Annotated in this window: 17 protein-coding genes; 9 read left to right on the plus strand and 8 right to left on the minus strand. The window is 68.0% G+C overall.

Annotated elements, in window-relative coordinates; genetic code table 11:
- Positions 1-36: 36 nt before the first annotated feature.
- Positions 37-180: a hypothetical protein gene (locus tag HWX14_RS05985; protein WP_175881050.1), complete on the minus strand. Its 144-nt coding sequence runs from the start codon at positions 178-180 to the stop codon at positions 37-39.
- Positions 181-366: 186 nt separating this feature from the next.
- Here HWX14_RS05985 and HWX14_RS05990 point away from each other — a divergent pair, with 186 nt between their 5' ends.
- Both HWX14_RS05990 and HWX14_RS05995 read left to right on the plus strand, forming a co-directional pair.
- Entirely contained in the window at positions 367-1,074 is a 708-nt protein-coding gene (locus HWX14_RS05990; protein WP_175881930.1) for a helix-turn-helix transcriptional regulator, read from the plus strand.
- A gap of 150 nt (positions 1,075-1,224) precedes the next feature.
- On the plus strand, positions 1,225-3,795 hold the full coding sequence (locus tag HWX14_RS05995) for a DUF6600 domain-containing protein (protein WP_244130164.1): 2,571 nt from the start codon (positions 1,225-1,227) through the stop codon (positions 3,793-3,795).
- Between the two features lie 99 nt (positions 3,796-3,894).
- Here HWX14_RS05995 and HWX14_RS06000 read toward each other — a convergent pair whose 3' ends face one another.
- On the minus strand, positions 3,895-4,866 hold the full coding sequence (locus HWX14_RS06000) for a thymidylate synthase (protein WP_175881931.1): 972 nt from the start codon (positions 4,864-4,866) through the stop codon (positions 3,895-3,897).
- Positions 4,867-4,908: 42 nt separating this feature from the next.
- Entirely contained in the window at positions 4,909-6,306 is a 1,398-nt protein-coding gene (locus HWX14_RS06005; protein ID WP_175881932.1) for a sigma-54 dependent transcriptional regulator, read from the minus strand.
- 499 nt (positions 6,307-6,805) lie between these two features.
- Between HWX14_RS06005 and HWX14_RS06010 the strand changes: the two genes are divergently transcribed.
- Together HWX14_RS06010 and HWX14_RS06015 are read left to right on the plus strand one after the other, a co-directional pair.
- The gene (locus HWX14_RS06010) at positions 6,806-7,135 is read left to right on the plus strand and encodes a hypothetical protein (protein WP_175881933.1); all 330 of its coding nucleotides are present in this window, start codon (positions 6,806-6,808) and stop codon (positions 7,133-7,135) included.
- A gap of 288 nt (positions 7,136-7,423) precedes the next feature.
- Positions 7,424-7,924, plus strand: coding sequence for a dihydrofolate reductase (locus tag HWX14_RS06015; RefSeq protein ID WP_175881934.1), 501 nt, complete (start codon positions 7,424-7,426; stop codon positions 7,922-7,924).
- A gap of 90 nt (positions 7,925-8,014) precedes the next feature.
- Here HWX14_RS06015 and pmbA read toward each other — a convergent pair whose 3' ends face one another.
- A complete protein-coding gene (pmbA, locus tag HWX14_RS06020; protein WP_059574040.1) occupies positions 8,015-9,385 on the minus strand; it encodes a metalloprotease PmbA in 1,371 nt (456 codons plus the stop codon).
- 127 nt (positions 9,386-9,512) lie between these two features.
- On the opposite strand from pmbA, the gene yjgA reads away from it, so the two are divergent.
- Positions 9,513-10,115, plus strand: a complete 603-nt coding sequence (yjgA, locus tag HWX14_RS06025) for a ribosome biogenesis factor YjgA (protein WP_279611798.1) — start codon at positions 9,513-9,515, stop codon at positions 10,113-10,115.
- Positions 10,099-10,707, plus strand: coding sequence for a molybdopterin adenylyltransferase (gene mog, locus HWX14_RS06030; RefSeq protein WP_175881936.1), 609 nt, complete (start codon positions 10,099-10,101; stop codon positions 10,705-10,707). Before yjgA ends, mog begins: the two co-directional genes overlap by 17 nt.
- A 34-nt stretch (positions 10,708-10,741) precedes the next feature.
- Here mog and orn read toward each other — a convergent pair whose 3' ends face one another.
- Positions 10,742-11,362 carry an oligoribonuclease gene (gene orn / locus HWX14_RS06035; protein ID WP_175881937.1) on the minus strand — a complete coding sequence of 207 codons (621 nt, stop codon included), beginning with the start codon at positions 11,360-11,362 and terminating at the stop codon, positions 10,742-10,744.
- Positions 11,363-11,487: 125 nt separating this feature from the next.
- Between orn and HWX14_RS06040 the strand changes: the two genes are divergently transcribed.
- The 3 genes from HWX14_RS06040 (at position 11,488) to HWX14_RS06050 (ending at position 14,067) form a co-directional block, all read left to right on the plus strand.
- A complete protein-coding gene (locus HWX14_RS06040) occupies positions 11,488-12,747 on the plus strand; it encodes a M48 family metallopeptidase (RefSeq protein WP_175881938.1) in 1,260 nt (419 codons plus the stop codon).
- Positions 12,744-13,685, plus strand: coding sequence for a ribosome small subunit-dependent GTPase A (rsgA, locus tag HWX14_RS06045; protein ID WP_175881939.1), 942 nt, complete (start codon positions 12,744-12,746; stop codon positions 13,683-13,685). The genes HWX14_RS06040 and rsgA overlap by 4 nt, the downstream gene beginning before the upstream one ends.
- 64 nt (positions 13,686-13,749) lie before the next feature.
- Complete coding sequence (locus HWX14_RS06050) at positions 13,750-14,067, plus strand: DUF2007 domain-containing protein (RefSeq protein ID WP_175881940.1); 318 nt, start codon at positions 13,750-13,752, stop codon at positions 14,065-14,067.
- Positions 14,068-14,148: 81 nt separating this feature from the next.
- On the opposite strand, the gene HWX14_RS06055 is transcribed toward HWX14_RS06050, so the two are convergent.
- The 3 genes from HWX14_RS06055 to rplS form a co-directional block, all read right to left on the minus strand.
- Positions 14,149-15,087 carry a CobD/CbiB family protein gene (locus tag HWX14_RS06055; RefSeq protein WP_175881941.1) on the minus strand — a complete coding sequence of 313 codons (939 nt, stop codon included), beginning with the start codon at positions 15,085-15,087 and terminating at the stop codon, positions 14,149-14,151.
- Positions 15,088-15,207: 120 nt separating this feature from the next.
- Positions 15,208-15,894 carry a CoA pyrophosphatase gene (locus tag HWX14_RS06060; protein WP_175881942.1) on the minus strand — a complete coding sequence of 229 codons (687 nt, stop codon included), beginning with the start codon at positions 15,892-15,894 and terminating at the stop codon, positions 15,208-15,210.
- 87 nt (positions 15,895-15,981) lie between these two features.
- On the minus strand, positions 15,982-16,374 hold the full coding sequence (gene rplS / locus HWX14_RS06065; protein ID WP_006486838.1) for a 50S ribosomal protein L19: 393 nt from the start codon (positions 16,372-16,374) through the stop codon (positions 15,982-15,984).
- Positions 16,375-16,503: the final 129 nt, after the last annotated feature.

Genomic DNA, 16,503 nt, shown 5'->3' on the forward strand with positions numbered 1-16,503 from the left:
GGCGGCTATTCCGGCTCGCACGCGAACCGGCGCCGGTCAGCGGCGCACCGTGATGCCCTGGTCGATCGTCCCGTACATCTCGATACTGCCGCCGCGCTCACCGGTCGTGCCCGCGCCGCCGGGCGCACAGGCCGCGCACACGAGCGCGGCCGCCAACACACAGAAAATCGTCTTCATCATTGCATCGCGTCACATGCGGCGGCCCGCTGCCGCCGCGTGCGGCCATTCTACGCGTGGCCCGCGACGGGCCGCAGTCCGTCCGGCCGCAGCGGCGAAACCGCTGCATCCGACATTTCATCCGGAAGCGAAACATCGAATGCGCGCACGGACTACACTGCCCGTCATCCCGCTCGACGAGACACGACGATGACCGATCAAGACGACCACCATTTTCCGGGCCTGAGCCGCATCGGCGCGCTGATCGCCGATCCCGGCCGCGCCGCGATGCTGTGGGTGCTGATGGACGGCAGCGCGCGACCGGCCGGCGAACTGACGATGATCGCGGGGCTGTCGCCGTCCGCGGCCAGCGCGCACCTCGCGCGCCTGACCGAGGGCGGCCTGCTGGCCCTCGACGTGCGCGGCCGGCATCGCTACTACCGCATCGCGTCGGCCGACATCGCGGCCTCGCTCGAAGCCCTCGCGAACGTCGCCCGCGCGGCCGCGCCGCATCGCCCGGTTCCGCCGCCGTCGCGCGCGGTCCCGGCCGAACTGCGCTATGCACGCACCTGCTACGACCACATGGCCGGCGAGCTCGCGGTGCGCATCTTCGACGGCCTCACCGCGCGCGGCTGGCTGCTCGCGAACGGCGACGCGATCGACACCACCGAGCGCGGCACCCAGGCGCTCGCGCAATGGGGCATCGACGTCGCGCAGCAGCGCGCGCGCCGGCGCCGCTTCGCGTGCGGCTGTCTCGACTGGAGCGAGCGGCGTTCGCATCTCGGCGGCGCACTCGGCGCGGCGCTGCTCGACAGCTTCTGCGCACACGGCTGGATCGAGCGCGCCGCCCGGCCACGCGTGCTGCGCGTCACGGTGCCCGGGCAGCAGGTTTTCGACGCGTGGCTTACGTCCGCTTGACGCCGGCATTGCAGCTGCACGACAACGGCGCGGGATGGACAGGTTTTGTTACATCGCGTGCCATTCGACTTACAAAACACCGTGCCTTGAAACAGGCCAAGCGGATATTGTGAACTGGACGGCACGAATCGACGCGCCGCGATCACAACGATGACGCTCACCATGGCCCCCCTGTTCGCGCTCAAGCGCACCGCCCGCTACACGCTGCTCGCGTTCGCCGTGCTGGCGGCGCTGCCGCCCGCCTTCGCGCAATCGGCCGATGCGCCGCCGAGCGCGGCCGCGGCACGGCAACCCGGCGGCGATCCGCCCGGCCGCGTCGCGCGGCTCAATTACCTGTCGGGTGCCGTGACGACCGAACCGGCCGGCACCGATACCTGGTCGTATGCGGCGGTGAACCGCCCGCTGACGACCGGCGACCAGTTGTGGAACGATGCGGGCGCGCGCTCGGAACTGCACATCGGCTCGACGGCGGTGCGGCTCGGCGAATCGACGAGCCTGTCGGTGCTGAACCTCGACGACACGACAACGCAGTTGAAGGTGGGCCTCGGCACCGTGTCGACGCACGTGCGCGACCTGCCGGCCGGCGGATCGTACGAAATCGACACGCCGAATCTCGCGCTCGGCATCACGGGCCCCGGCGACTATCGCGTCGACGTCGCGCCGAACGGCGCGAGCACGACGGTGACGGTGCGCAGCGGTCGCGCGACCGTGTACGGCAGCAACGGGCAGTACCCGCTGTCGCCCGGTCAGCAGGTCGTGTTCACCGGCACCGACCTGCAGGTCGCGCAGCAAGCGGCCGCACCGGGCCCCGACGCGCTAGACCAGTGGGCCGCCAGCCGCGACGCGGCCGAAGCGCGCTCGGTGTCGGCCCGCTACGTGTCGCGCGACATTCCCGGCTACCAGGATCTCGACGCGAACGGCACGTGGCGCGAAACCCCGAATTACGGCGCGGTATGGGTGCCGGACGACACGCCGGCCGACTGGGCGCCCTATCACGACGGCCACTGGATCTGGCAGGCGCCGTGGGGCTGGACCTGGGTCGACGACGCGCCGTGGGGCTTCGCGCCGTATCACTACGGCCGCTGGGCGTACGTGGACGACAGTTGGGCCTGGGTGCCCGGCCCGATGGTCGTCAGCCAGCCGCCCGCCTATGCGCCGGCGCTCGTCGCGTTCGTGGGCGGCGGCGGCGGCGGCGGCGGCGGCGGTTCCGACTGGAGCGTCGCGCTCACGGTCGGCGGCGTCGCCGCGGCCGGCTGCGCATGGTTCGCGCTCGGCCCGGGCGAACCGTGGCATCCGGGCTGGGGCGGCTGGAGCCCGCATTACTACGACCGCGTCAACCGCAACATCGTGGTGAACAACGTCAACGTGAACAAGACCGTGAACGTGACGAACATCACCAATATCACCAACATCAACAAGACGTACGTGAACTTCCGCGCGCCGCATGCGATCACGGCCGTACCGGCCTCCGCGTTCGTGCACGGCCAGCCGGTCGCGCACTTCTCGCAGCACGTCGATCCGCAGCAATGGCGCAACGCGCACGTCACGCCGGGCACGCCCGGCATCGCGCCGGTGCGCCAGAGCTTCACCGGCGGGCTGCGCAATGCCGGCTACCGCCCGCCGGCGGCGATCGCGCAACACCCGTACGTCGCGACGCGCAATCCGGCCGTGCCGGCCGCGTATCGCGATCAGGCCGCCGCCCACCTCGCGCAGCAAGGCGGACGCGTACCGGGTGCCGGCGCGCCCGTCGTGAAGACGAACGTGCCGGCCGACTATACGGCGCGTCCGGTCCGCGTGCCAGGCACGCCGGGCGGCGGTGCATGGGCGATGCACAACGTGCAGCTCGTGAATCCGCACGGCCCCGTCGTGCAGCCGGCCCGCACGCCGCGCGAAGGCCAGCCGGCCGGCGAACAGGCCGGGCGGCCGGGCGCACCGACGCCGGGCATGCCGAACGTCGCGCGGCCGGCGAACGGCGAAAATCCCAACGCACCGCATTTCGCCAACGGCGGCCCGCCGCAGGCGCCCGGCAACCCGATCCCGCATCAGGCGTTCGCGCCCGGCAACGGCGTTCCGCATCCGCCGGGGGCGAACGACGTTCCGTCGGGGACCGGCAACGCACACGCAGCCAACGCGCCGTCGCCCGCGTGGATGCAGCCGCACACGCCGATGGAGCGTCAGCGCGCGGCGCCGCCCACCGCGCTGCACGCGGCAGGACAGAATGCGCTGCCGCCGGTGCGCAGCGCGGCGGTACCGCATCCGGACGGCGTGCCGACGCCGCAAGGCGCGCAGCCCGGCGGGCGGAACGAAGCGCCGCGCGCGCTGCCGCAACCGCGCGTCGACAATACCGCGCAAATTTCGCAACCGCGGCCGCGCCCCGATTTCCCGACGCCGGCCCAGCATGCGCAGCCGCAACCGGAACGGGCCGCCCCCGCGCCGCAACCGCGCCCGGACTTCGCTCAACCGGCGCCCCATCGCGAAGTCGCGCCGCCGCGCGTGAACGAGTACCGTCCGCCGGCACCGGCCGTGCATGACATGCCGCGTCCGCAGCCGCAGGCGCCGCGTGCGGAGCCGCGACCGCAGCCGGCGCCCCGCATGGAGCCGCGCCCGTCGATGCCGCCCCCCCGGATGGAACCGCGGCCGCAACCGGCGCCGCACGTCGAGGCGCCCCGTCCGAGCAATCCGCCGCCGCAGGGCGGCCACGAGGAGCGGCATCGCCAGTAAGTGCAGCAAACATGAAACAAAAAGGCTCGACCGGCTAATACCGGTCGAGCCTTTTTACGAGGTGCGGATCGATGCAACCGCGCGGCCCCGCCCGCGCGATCAGACCGCCATCGGCGCGGTCAGCGGCTCATGGTGCCGGTAGCCGACGAGCGAGAAATCGGACGGTTCGACCTGCTCCAGCCATTCGGGCGCATAGACGCCCGTCTTCGCGTAGTCGGGCACGCGCTCGACAATCTCGAGCCGCGGGCTGTCGTACGGCTCGCGCGTGAGTTGCTGCTGCAGCATGTCGAGCTGGTTCTCGTAGATGTGGGCGTCGCCGATGAAATACGTGAACCAGCGTGGCGTGTAGCCCGTCAGCCGGCCGACGAGCGACAGCAGCGCGGCGCCTTCCGTCAGGTTGAACGGCGTGCCGAGGCCGACGTCGTTGCTGCGGATGTACAGGCACAGCGAGATCTCGCGCTTCGTCGCGTTCGGCAGGAACTGGTACAGCAGATGGCACGCGGGCAGCGCGATCTGGTCGAGCACGGCCGGATTCCACGCGTGAAACAGGATGCGGCGATCGGACGGGTTCTCCATGATCGTGTCCAGGCACTGGCGCAACTGGTCGATCGCCTTGTACAGCAGCACCTTCGGCGCGCCGTCTTCGTCGAAACGCGTGACGATCCGGAAGCCGCGGCGCGTCGCGTCGGCGATCTGCGCGTCGGCGCCCGCGTCGAGCACCTTGTAGCCCGGCCACTGGCGCCATTGCACGCCGTATACGTCGCCGAGATCGTCGACGCCCTGGCGATACGGGTTCGCGAGCCACTGCGCATTCTCGTTCGCGTTCGCATCCCACACCTTGCAGCCGAGCGCGCGGAAATCGGCGGCGCTGCGCGACGCGCGCAGGAAGCCGACCAGCTCGCCGATCGCGGACTTGAACGCGAGCTTCTTGGTCGTCACGGCCGGGAAGCCTTGCTGCAGGTCGAAGCGCAGCATCGCGCCCGGCATGCTGATGGTGCGGATTCCCGTCCGGTTCTCCTGCCAGGCGCCGGTATCGAGAATGGTACGAACGAGATCGAGATACTGTTTCATGCGGGTTCCTTCGGCCGCGAGGGGCGACCGTACCCGCCAATTTTAGCAAGCGTGGCGCGGAAGCTCCGGCAACGACGCCGAAAACCCTGCCAGCGTGTCGCCGCGATCGCGCATGCCGTGCGCGCACATCAGCCGGTAGAGCGTGACGCGCGACACGCCGAGCTCGCGCGCGGCATCGGCAAAACGGCCGCGATGGCGCAGCAGCGCCTGCTCGATCGCCTGCCGTTCGGCCGCCTCGCGCGCTTCCAGCAGCGACACCGGCGCGAGCGTCGCATAGTCGTTCAGCTCGAGATCGGCCGCGGTGATCATCCGGCCTTCCGACATCACGATCGCGCGGCGCACGCGGTTGATCAGCTCGCGCACGTTGCCCGGCCACGAATAGCCGTACAGCGACGCGACCGCATCCGGCGAAAAGCCGCGCAGGCGGCGATGCGCGTCGCCCTTGAAGCGCTCGAGCATGTGGCGCGCGAGCACCTCGATGTCCTTGCCGCGCGCACGCAGCGGCGGCTCCTCGATCTTCAGCACGCACAGCCGGTGAAACAGATCCTCGCGGAACCGCCCTTCGCGCAGCGCCGCTTCCATGTCGACGTGCGTCGCGCAGATCACGCGTACGTCGACCGGCATCGACACGTGCGCGCCGAGCCGCTCGATCTTGCCTTCCTGCAGGAAGCGCAACAGGCTCGCCTGGCTTTCGAGCGGCAGATCGCCGATCTCGTCGAGAAACAGCGTGCCACCGTTGGCGGCCTCGACACGGCCGATCTTGCGCTGGTTCGCGCCGGTGAATGCGCCGCGTTCATAGCCGAACAGTTCGGCCTGCAGCAGCGTCGACGGTATCGCACCGCAATTGATCGCGATGAACGGCGCCTGCGCGCGCGACGAACGCTCGTGAATCGCGACCGCCGTCAGCTCCTTGCCCGTGCCCGACTCGCCGGAGATGAACACCGGTGCGTCGGTCGCCGCGACCCGGCGGATCGTCCTGAAGAGCCCGAGCATCGCATCGCAGGTACCGACCATCTCGCCTTCGCTGCGCCCCGCGCCGACGGGCGGTGAAACGGGATCCGTCAGTGCGACCATGCCGTGCGCATGACCGACGGTCTCGACGATGCGCGCCGTTTCGTACGGCATCGTCACGTAGTCGAAGCAATAGTCGCGAATGAGATGGCGCAGCGTCGCGTCCTGCAACTGGCCGCGCCGCGTCGCCGCGATCCAGCCGATGTGCTGGATGCTCAGGCAGGCTTCGAGTTCGCGCAGGTCCGACGGCTTGAAGCCCGGCGAGAAATCGAGCAGGCCGGCGGTTGCCACGCCGTGCTGCACGACGCGCCGTACATCGCGCACGGTCTCGGCGAGATCGACACGCCAGCCGCATTCGTCGAAATGGCCGCGCAACGCGTCGTTCGGTTCGCGCGAATAGTAGATCACGTGCCGCTGATCGGCTCCCATATCCTCACCCCGTTCATCAACCGTCTAACGATTGCCGCACACGTGAGATCACGTGCAAAAGGATCGAATCGGGTCAGCCGGAGGTGGCTCGATTCGCCATGCCGATGCGCGGCAACGACAAGGCCTCGCATGATGGCGCTTATCTCGCGTCCAATAATTTTTGACAAGACAGCTTGGTTATAGGCACCGAATACGACAAACCCGTTTCAGTACCGACGGCGATGCGGCCCAATCGCTCGAGAGGTCGACGCAGGTCAATCATCTGCACATAGCGCATGCGCAGAAGGATGCCGTCATCAACACACGCGCCGATTTTCATCCTTGAAGCGTGTCGATTGAATCAGCAGTATTCCCGAGCCCCATCGTTTCAGGCCTGAAACATTTTCAGGCGTTTTCGGCCACCATTCGCAACACTCGAGCGCGAATCGCAATGACGACAATGGTCCCGGTACGGTGGCATGTATTTCGCTGAATACGGAAACGACCGGAGACAGTCGCCATGCGAAAACATCTTTTACTTTCTTTCGTGCCGATGACGCTTGTGCTGTCGGCCGCCGGCCCGCCTGCACCGGCATGCGCGGACGAAGGCATGCAGCCGGATCGCGCCATGTTGGTTGCCGAAAACACGTCGAGCGTCGCGCACGGCAACGGGTTCGGTATCGTGACCGTGTCGGCGCCGCAACCGCTGCCGGCCGCCCAGGCCTCCGTGACGCTGTGGGACGAGCTCCCGCCGCCCCTGTTGCCGATGCCGATGCCGCTGCCGGCGCCGCAACCGGGCGACATCCGGCATGCGATGGAAGGCAACGCGCGAGGCAATACGCACCCCTGAGTATTCGCCGCTTCAATTCAATCAGGATGACGTATTGAACTGACGATCCGGTCGAACGGGATGCCATCGAGCGGAACCGGTCTCGTCGAGCTCGCGACCTACAACGTTTTTGTGCTCCGTCCCCCGGCGGGCACTCTTTTTATTCGGACGGTCGTCGCGACGCGGGGCATCACGCGTCGCGGCGCACGATGCAGGAAACGCCGATGCGCGCGCGGGCGTGCGGAATCCGGCGCGCGCCGCCGTTCCGGTAAAATCGGCCCATTCCGTCTTCCCTCTTCCCCGACCTTCATGACGACGTTGACCCTGATCGTCGCGCGTGCCCGCAACGGCATCATCGGCCGCGACAACCAGTTGCCCTGGAAACTTCCCGAGGATCTCGCGTTCTTCAAGCGCACGACGATGGGCGCGCCGATCGTGATGGGCCGCAAGACCCACGAATCGATCGGCCGGCCGCTGCCGGGCCGTCGCAATATCGTCGTCACGCGCGACGCCACGCGCCGTTTCGAAGGCTGCGACACGGTCACGTCGCTCGCCGACGCGCTGGCGCTCGCCGCACGCGACGGGGTGCCCGAGGCATTCCTGATCGGCGGCGCGCAACTCTACGCGGAAGGCCTCACGCTCGCCGACAAGCTGATCGTCACCGAGATCGATGCCGATTTCGACGGCGACGCGTCGTTCCCGGCGCCCGACGCCGCGCACTGGCAGGAAATCTCGCGCGACGCGCATCAGGCTGCCGCGCCGAACACGTTCGGCTATGCGTTCGTCGTGTACACACGCAAGCGCGGCTGACGTCGTCTTCCGCACGATGAGAAAAGCCCGACCGGCTCACCCACGCCGGTCGGGCTTTTTCGTTTCCTGGCGGCCTGCGCCGCGCGCGGGTTACTGCCCCGCGATCGTCATCTGCTCGATCAGCACCGAGCCGGTTTCCTTCGTGCCGCGCACGATCGAATCCGCACCGATCGCGACGATATGGCGGAACATCTCCTGCAGCGTGCTGGCGACGGTGATTTCCTCGACCGGATACTGGATCACACCGTTCTCCACCCAGAAACCCGCCGCGCCGCGCGAATAGTCGCCGGTCACGTAGTTCACGCCCTGCCCCATCAGCTCGGTCAGCAGCAGGCCCGTGCCGAGCTTCTTCAGCATCGCGTCGAAGTCGTCGCCGGCCTGCGTGTTCGAGCTGCGCAGCGCGAGGTTGTGCGAGCCGCCCGCGTTGCCGGTGGTTTGCGTGCCGAGCTTGCGCGCCGAATAGGTCGACAGGAAATAGCCTTCGACGACGCCGTCCTTCACGACGCTGCGCGCACGCGTGCGCACGCCTTCCTCGTCGAACGGCGCGCTGCCCATCGCGCGCGGCACGTGCGGATCCTCGACGACCTGGATATGCGGCGCGAACACCGGCTTGCCGAGGCTGTCGACGAGGAACGACGTCTTGCGATACAGCGCGCCGCCGCTCACCGCCTGCACGAATGCGCCGAGCAGGCCCGCCGCGAGCGGCGCCTCGAACAGCACGGGCACCTTGCGCGTGTCGAGACGGCGCGCGCCCATCCGCGCGAGCGCGCGTTCGGCCGCGTAACGGCCCACCGCTTCGGGCGCGGCGAGATCGATCGCGCTGCGCTTCGACGAATACCAGTCGTCGCGCTGCATGTGGCGGCCACTGCCCGCGATCGGCGCGCATGCGATGTAGTGGCGCGAGTACGGATAGCCGGCGAGGAAGCCGCGCGACGTCGCGAGCACGAACTGCGAGTGCTGCGCCGACACGCTCGCGCCTTCCGAATTGCGGATCTGCGGGCTGACCGCGAACGCGGCGTCTTCCGCGCGGCGGGCCAGCTCGACGGCTTCGTCGGCGCTCAGCGCCCACGGGTGGTACAGATCGAGGTCGCGCGGGTCGGTTTCGAGCAGCTCGGCTTCGGCGAGGCCGGCCGCTTCGTCCTCGGCCGTGAAGCGCGCGATGTTGTAGGCGGCGGCGACGGTATCCTTGATCGCGGCCGGCGAGAAGTCCGACGTGCTCGCGTTGCCGCGCTTCTTGCCGATGAACACGGTGACGCCGACCATCTTGTCGCGGTTGTGCTCGATCGTTTCGACTTCGCCGCGGCGCACCGACACCGACAGGCCGTCGCCCTCGGAGATTTCGGTCGCGGCGTCGGTCGCGCCGAGCGCCTTCGCATGGCGAAGGATGTCCGATGCGATTTCCTTGAGCTGGTCCTGCGTGTGCGGGAAATAGCGCGCTTGTACGTCGAGATTGGCTGCCATCGTCTTGGTATCCGGTGGCGGGCGGGCGCCCGCATGGTCAAAATGTTGCGTATCCCGCGATCATAGCAAGGTCCGGGGCCGGACACAGACAAGCTTGGGGTGTCCGCGCCGCGATACAATGCGGCCCATGACACGCAAAACCCGAATCCAGCCGATCGAACCTGTCGTCGAAGGCGACGACAACGGCTACGATCGCCCCAGCAAATCCCAGTTGAAGCGCGAGATGCACGAGTTGCAGGTGCTCGGCCAGGCGCTCGTCGACCTGCCGAAAGACGCACTGAAGCGCATGCCGATGCCCGAAAGTCTTGGGGACGCCGTGCGCGAAGCCCGCCGGATCACCGATCACGAAGGCAAGCGCCGCCAGCTCCAGTACGTCGGCCGCGTGATGCGCTCGCTGACCGACGACGAGACGGCCGCGCTGCGCACCGCGCTCGACGCCCAGCGAGGCGTGAACAAGGCCGCCACCGCCCGCCTGCACTGGATCGAGCGCACGCGCGAGCAGCTGCTCGCAAACGACGACGCGCTGACCGAATTCCTGCGCCAGCACCCCGACGCCGACATCCAGGAAGGCCGCACGCTGATCCGCAACGCACGCAAGGAAGCGCAGCAAGGCAAGCCGCCGCGCTATTTCCGCGAGCTGTTCCAGTGGATCAAGGCGGCGGGCGGCGCGTCCGACGGCGACGACGACGCGACCGACGACGCCGGAGACGACCATGACGACGAAGCCTAACCACCCGGACGAGCTCGTGGTCGGCCTCGTGTCGATCAGCGACCGCGCGAGCACGGGGGTTTACGAAGACAAGGGCATTCCGGCGCTGCAGGAATGGCTCGCCGGCGCGCTGGTTTCGCCGTGGCGCGCCGAAACGCGCCTGATCCAGGACGATGCGCCGACGATCTCGGCCACGCTGACCGAACTGGTCGACGTCGCCGGCTGCGACCTCGTGCTGACGACGGGCGGTACGGGCCCCGCGCGCCGCGACGTGACGCCGGAAGCCACGCTGGCCGTGGCGACGAAGGAAATGCCGGGATTCGGCGAACAGATGCGGCAGATCAGCCTGAACTTCGTGCCGACCGCGATCCTGTCGCGGCAGGTCGCGGTGATCCGCGAAACGACCGACCACGCGGCGCTGATCATCAACCTGCCCGGCCAGCCGAAGTCGATCCGGGAAACGCTCGAAGGGCTGCGCGACGCCGACGGCAAGTCGACCGTGCCCGGCATCTTCGCCGCGGTGCCCTACTGCATCGACCTGATCGGCGGCCCGTATATCGAGACCGACGCCGCGGTGGTCGCGGCGTTCCGGCCGAAAAGCGCGCGGCGCTGAGCGTTTGCCGAGCGCCCCTCGCGTGCCGGCCCGCTCAGGCGGCCGGCACGGAATCGCCTGCCGGCGCCGACGCGGCCGGAATCAGGAAATGCTCGCGGTAGTACTTCAGCTCGTCGATCGACTCGTGGATGTCGGCGAGCGCGGTGTGCATCGCCCGCTTCTGGAAACCCTTGTAGATGGCCGGCTGCCAGCGGCGGCACAGCTCCTTGAGCGTGCTGACGTCGAGATTGCGGTAGTGGAAGAACCGCTCGAATTCCGGCATCCAGCGCGCCATGAAGCGGCGGTCCTGGCAAATCGAGTTGCCGCACATCGGCGACTTGCCGGGCGACACGTACTGCGCGAGGAACGCCTGCAGCTGCGCGGCAGCGTCCGCCTCGGTCACGGTCGATGCGCGCACGCGGTCGATCAGCCCCGAGCGGCCGTGCGTCGACTTGTTCCAGTCGTCCATCTTCGCGAGCGTCTCGTCGCTCTGGTGAATCGCGAACACCGGGCCCTCGACGGCGACGTCGAGCGTGGAATTGGTCACGACGACCGCGATCTCGATGATGCGGTCGTTGTCCGGGTCGAGGCCCGTCATCTCCATGTCGAGCCAGACGAGGTTCAACTCGTTGCGCACGAGCGCGGGCTGGCTGGCGGAAGCGGCGGTATCGGTCATGATTCATCCTGGAAAATGGCGGACCGGGCGCGCCGATGCGGCGCCGCCCGGGCGGCCGGCATCGCATCAGCGGGGCCGGTCCGCAAGAACATATAATTCTCGCATAGAACCCTTTGGCGCCTTCGATGTCACCCTTTTCGTTCACCCTGCTGTTCGCGATCGCCGTCCTCGCGATGGTCGTCACCAAGCTGTGGCTCGCGTCGCGGCAGATTCGCTTCGTCGCCGCGCACCGCAACGGCGTGCCCGCGCAGTTCAGCGCCACCATCCCGCTGACCGCCCACCAGCGCGCGGCCGATTACACCGTCGAGCGCACCCGGCTGACGATGCTCGAGATCGTCGTCAGCGCGGCCGTGCTGGTCGGCCTCACGCTGCTCGGCGGCGTCGGCGCGCTCGACACGCTGCTGACCGGCTGGCTCGGCCGCGGCTACGGGCAGCAGGTCGCGCTCGTCGCCGCGGTGCTCGTGATCACGGGCGTGATCGACGTGCCGTTCGAGTACTACCGCCAGTTCGGCATCGAGCAGCGTTTCGGCTTCAACCGGATGACGAAGCGGCTGTTCTTCACCGACATGCTGAAAAACACGTTGCTCGGCGCCGTGCTCGGCCTGCCGCTGCTGTTCGTCGTGCTGTGGCTGATGAACCAGGCCGGCAGCCTGTGGTGGCTGTGGACCTGGATCGTCTGGGTCGCGTTCCAGATGCTCGTGCTGCTGATCTACCCGACCTTCATCGCACCGATCTTCAACAAGTTCGAGCCGCTGAAGGACGAGGCGCTGCGCTCGCGCATCGAGTCGCTGATGAAGCGCTGCGGCTTCGCGGCGAAAGGGCTGTTCGTGATGGATGGCAGCCGCCGCTCCGCGCACGGCAACGCGTATTTCACGGGCTTCGGCGCATCGAAGCGGATCGTGTTCTTCGACACGCTGCTCGCACGCCTGTCCGGTCAGGAGATCGAAGCCGTGCTCGCGCACGAGCTCGGCCACTTCAAGCGCCGCCACGTGATGAAGCGGATGCTCGTGTCGTTCGTGCTGAGCCTCGTGCTGCTCGCGCTGCTCGGCTGGCTCGCGCAACGCACGTGGTTCTACACGGGGCTCGGCGTCACGCCGTCGCTCGACACGAGCAACGCGGGCGCCGCGCTCATCCTGTTCTTCCTCGCGATCCCGGTGTTCCTGTTCTTCGCGACGCCGTTCAGCAGCCTCACGTCGCGCAAGCACGAATTCGAGGCCGACGCGTTCGCGGCCAGCCAGACCGACGCGCAGGATCTCGTCAGCGCGCTCGTGAAACTCTACGAGGACAACGCGTCGACGCTGACGCCCGACCCCGTCTACACGGCCTTCTACTACTCGCATCCGCCCGCGTCGCAGCGGATCGACCGCCTGCTGCAGCACGCATGAGCCGGCCGACCTCCCGCCAGCCGGCCCCGCGTGCATCGGGCGCGCAACGGGCCGAAGGCCGCGTGATCGCGGCGCACGGCCGCCACTACATCGTCGCCCCCGACGACGGCGGCCCGATGCTGCAATGCTTCCCGCGCGGCAAGAAGAGCGACATCGCGGTCGGCGACCGCGTCGCGTACGAACTCGCGTCGGCCGACCAGGGCGTGATCGTGGAGATCGGCGAACGGCGCAACCTGCTGTACCGCTCCGACCAGTTCAAGTCGAAGCTGTTCGCGGCGAACCTCGACCAGTTGCTGATCGTGCTCGCCACCGAGCCCTATTTCAGCGAGGATCTGCTCGGCCGCGCGCTGATCGCGGCCGAAGCGAACGAGCTGAAGCCGCTCGTCGTGCTCAACAAGATCGACGTCGAGGCCGCGCTGCCGGTTGCGCGCGAGCGCCTCGCGCCGTACCGCGCGCTCGGCTACGACGTGCTCGAGCTGTCGGTGAAAGGCGCGCCGGACGACGCGCGCGCGCAACTGATGCCGCATCTCGCCGGGCATTCGACGATCCTGCTCGGCCAGTCCGGGATGGGCAAGTCGACGCTCGTGAACCTGCTCGTGCCCGACGCCGAAGCCGCGACCCGCGAGATTTCGGCCGCGCTCAACAGCGGCCGTCACACGACGACGTTCACGCGCCTGTATCCGCTGGAAGGCGGCGGTGCGTTGATCGATTCGCCGGGCTTCCAGGAATTCGGCCTCTACCACCTGACCGAAGGCCGCCTCGAGCGCGCGTTTCCGGAATTCCGGCCGCTGCTCGCGGACTGCCGTTTCTATAATTGTCATCATCTGCACGAGCCCGGCTGCGCGATCCTCGAAGCCGTCGCCGACGGCCGCATCGCGCCGTCCCGGCACGCGCTGTACGCGCAGCTCGTGCACGAGGCGAGCCAGATCGTCCGCTGACCGCGCGACGTGGGCGACGGCCGGCCGGCGCCAGCCGGGCCGGCCTTCATCGACAGGAGCCGCGATGCGTTTCAAGGCACCCGACCTCGCGACCGCGCAGCATTGGGCCAACGTGCTCCAGGTGGCCGGCATCGGTTGCGAGCTGCACAACTGCTATGCGACCGGCGCGCTCGGCGGTCTGCCCGCCGATGCGTGCACGCCCGAACTGTGGCTCGACGACGAACGCGACGACGCGCTCGCCCGCCGGCTGCTCGATGCCGCGTCGCACGGCCCGTCGGCCGACGCAGCGCCCTGGCGCTGCCGGCAGTGCGGCGAGGCGCTCGAAGCGCAATTCACTGCGTGCTGGCAATGCGGCGCCGTGCGCGATCCGCTCGATGACTGAACGCACTGCCTCGACGCACAGCGAAAAGGCCGGCATCGAGCCGGCCTTTTCATTTCATCGGGCGCTGGGCTAGCGCGTCACTCACGATACCCAGACGGCCAGCGTCAGCATCAACAGCAGGATCATCCACAGGATCACCGCGCGCCATACGAGGCCGACCGCCGACTGCAGCGTGCGCGGCGTGCAATCGTCACCGACCGTCAACGGACCGCTGTCGCCGACCGCCAGCGCATCGAGGCTCGACGGTTCCGCGAGCGGTCCCGCGAGACGCGCGCCGAGCGCCCCGCTGCCGGCGGCCAGCAGCACGCCGTCGTTCGGGTCGGGCCACTGGCGCGTATGGTTGCGCCACGCGTAGATCGCATCCTCGAAATTGCCGACGATCGCGAAGCCGAGCGCCGTCAGCCGGGACGGAATCCAGTCGATCACGAAGAACGCGCGCTGCGCGAACGTCGAGAACGCGGCCGTGCGGTCGTCGCCCGGCGTCGACCAGCTGCGCGCGAGGTATTCGGAAATCCGGTACAGCACGGCGCCGGCCGGGCCGATCGGCAGCACGTACCAGAAGAACACGCCGAACACGTGGCGATGCGATGCGACGACCGCGTGGATCAGCGTGTGACGGACGATTTCGCCGACCGGCATGTCGACCGTGTCGAGGCCCGTCCACTCGTGCAGGATTTCGCGCGCGCGCGGCACGTCGTCGTTGTTGAGCGCGAGATGGATATCGGTGAAGTAGTGGCTGAACTGACGGAAGCCGAGCGTGAAATACACGACGGCGACGTTCCACAGGAACGCGAGCACGAAGCTCACCTTGTACAGCAGGAAATAGATCAGCGCGACGATCAGCACCCACGGCAGCACGACCGCGAGCCATGCGAGGAGCCCGTGCTTCTGCTTGCCGGCGTCGAGGCCATGCGCGACGGTTTCCGCATGAAACTGGAACAGTGCGAACACCGGATTGCTCGGCGACAACGCGCGGACCTGTTCGATGATGAGAGCGAGGAGAACCGAAAAGAAAGTCATGCGTGGCGCCGTCTTCGGAGTTATGTCATTTTTTGCATAACGATAGCACAGCGTCAGCCGCGCATGGCTGCCGGCGCGGTCGCCGGGCAGCCGGTCGCGCGCGCCGGCCGGCGCGCCCGCCTAGCCGGCCGCCAAGAAGCGATACAGATTGCGAAACATGGCGGCAGTTGCGCCCCAGATGAAGTAATGCCCGTCCGGTTCGCCGTTCGGATAGGGCATGGCAAAAAAACGACGCTCGCCGCCTTCCCACCGGAACACGCGTATCTGATGGTTTGCCGGATTCATCACGAACGCGAGCGGCACTTCGAAAATCTCGGCGACTTCGAACGTGTCGGCCTGCACGGTGAACGGCGGATGCACGAGGCCGACCACCGGCGTCACGCAGAATCCCGTGCCGGTCAGGTAGTCGGGCAGCGCACCGAGAATCTCGACGCGCTCGGCGGCCAGCCCGATCTCCTCCTTCGCCTCGCGCAACGCGGTGGCGGTCGCGTCGGGGTCGAACGGCTCGCGACGGCCGCCGGGAAAGCTGATTTGCCCGGCGTGGTCGTTCAGGTGATCGGCGCGCTGCGTCAGCAGGACGGTGAGGCCCGACTCGCGGACGACGAGTGGCACGAGGACGGCCGCGCTACGCGGATCGACGCCGTCCTGCAGCCTCGCCTCGCCGGGCTCGACGCTCCATTCGAGCGTGCGCGCGAACCGTTCGCGCAGGCCGGACGGCGTCAGCAGCCGGGGATCGATGACAGGCAGGCCGGCACCGGTGCCTTCGACCGGCAGGACTTCGGGATCGATGATGGGGCGGCGATTCAATGGGGCTCTCGGGTTCGTGTCGTATCGAGCATATTGTCGCGCCAGAATGAAAAAAGCACCCGGTTGGGTGCTTTTTCCTTACAGCTCTTACTCTTGGGAAGCTGCTGCGGCGCGATCCTTCGACACCAGCTTTTCCTTGATACGAGCCGACTTGCCCGAACGCTCGCGCAGGTAGTACAGCTTCGCACGACGCACATCACCGCGACGCTTCACGACGATGCTTGCCAGCAGCGGCGAGTACGTCTGGAACGTACGCTCGACGCCTTCGCCCGACGAGATCTTGCGGACGATGAAGTTCGAGTTCAGACCACGATTGCGAATCGCGATCACGACGCCTTCGTAAGCCTGAACGCGCTTGCGGTTACCTTCAACCACGTTCACGTTCACGATCACCGTGTCGCCCGGGGCGAAATCGGGGATGGTCTTGCCGGCGAGCGCGCGCTCGATTTCTTCCTGCTCAAGTTTTGCGATCAGATTCATTACTGACTCCTTATGCCATCGTGTCGGCGTTGACACCCGCCTGCTTCCAGGCCTGGCCCCGATAGAGGATGGATTCACATCAGGCGCCGCACACGCATGTACGGCACCGCCAATTCCCGCTCGCGCAGC

Source organism: Burkholderia sp. BCC0044 (assembly GCF_902832955.1).
In the GTDB taxonomy this organism is placed as follows: Bacteria; Pseudomonadota; Gammaproteobacteria; order Burkholderiales; family Burkholderiaceae; genus Burkholderia.

Excerpts from the sequence above, each read along its gene's own strand:
- HWX14_RS05985 (WP_175881050.1), bottom strand. The coding sequence starts at position 180 with ATGATGAAGACGATTTTCTGTGTGTTGGCGGCCGCGCTCGTGTGCGCG.
- HWX14_RS05990 (WP_175881930.1), top strand. The coding sequence starts at position 367 with ATGACCGATCAAGACGACCACCATTTTCCGGGCCTGAGCCGCATCGGC.
- HWX14_RS05995 (WP_244130164.1), top strand. The coding sequence starts at position 1,225 with ATGACGCTCACCATGGCCCCCCTGTTCGCGCTCAAGCGCACCGCCCGC.
- HWX14_RS06000 (WP_175881931.1), bottom strand. The coding sequence starts at position 4,866 with ATGAAACAGTATCTCGATCTCGTTCGTACCATTCTCGATACCGGCGCC.
- HWX14_RS06005 (WP_175881932.1), bottom strand. The coding sequence starts at position 6,306 with ATGGGAGCCGATCAGCGGCACGTGATCTACTATTCGCGCGAACCGAAC.
- HWX14_RS06010 (WP_175881933.1), top strand. The coding sequence starts at position 6,806 with ATGCGAAAACATCTTTTACTTTCTTTCGTGCCGATGACGCTTGTGCTG.
- HWX14_RS06015 (WP_175881934.1), top strand. The coding sequence starts at position 7,424 with ATGACGACGTTGACCCTGATCGTCGCGCGTGCCCGCAACGGCATCATC.
- pmbA (WP_059574040.1), bottom strand. The coding sequence starts at position 9,385 with ATGGCAGCCAATCTCGACGTACAAGCGCGCTATTTCCCGCACACGCAG.
- yjgA (WP_279611798.1), top strand. The coding sequence starts at position 9,513 with ATGACACGCAAAACCCGAATCCAGCCGATCGAACCTGTCGTCGAAGGC.
- mog (WP_175881936.1), top strand. The coding sequence starts at position 10,099 with ATGACGACGAAGCCTAACCACCCGGACGAGCTCGTGGTCGGCCTCGTG.
- orn (WP_175881937.1), bottom strand. The coding sequence starts at position 11,362 with ATGACCGATACCGCCGCTTCCGCCAGCCAGCCCGCGCTCGTGCGCAAC.
- HWX14_RS06040 (WP_175881938.1), top strand. The coding sequence starts at position 11,488 with ATGTCACCCTTTTCGTTCACCCTGCTGTTCGCGATCGCCGTCCTCGCG.
- rsgA (WP_175881939.1), top strand. The coding sequence starts at position 12,744 with ATGAGCCGGCCGACCTCCCGCCAGCCGGCCCCGCGTGCATCGGGCGCG.
- HWX14_RS06050 (WP_175881940.1), top strand. The coding sequence starts at position 13,750 with ATGCGTTTCAAGGCACCCGACCTCGCGACCGCGCAGCATTGGGCCAAC.
- HWX14_RS06055 (WP_175881941.1), bottom strand. The coding sequence starts at position 15,087 with ATGACTTTCTTTTCGGTTCTCCTCGCTCTCATCATCGAACAGGTCCGC.
- rplS (WP_006486838.1), bottom strand. The coding sequence starts at position 16,374 with ATGAATCTGATCGCAAAACTTGAGCAGGAAGAAATCGAGCGCGCGCTC.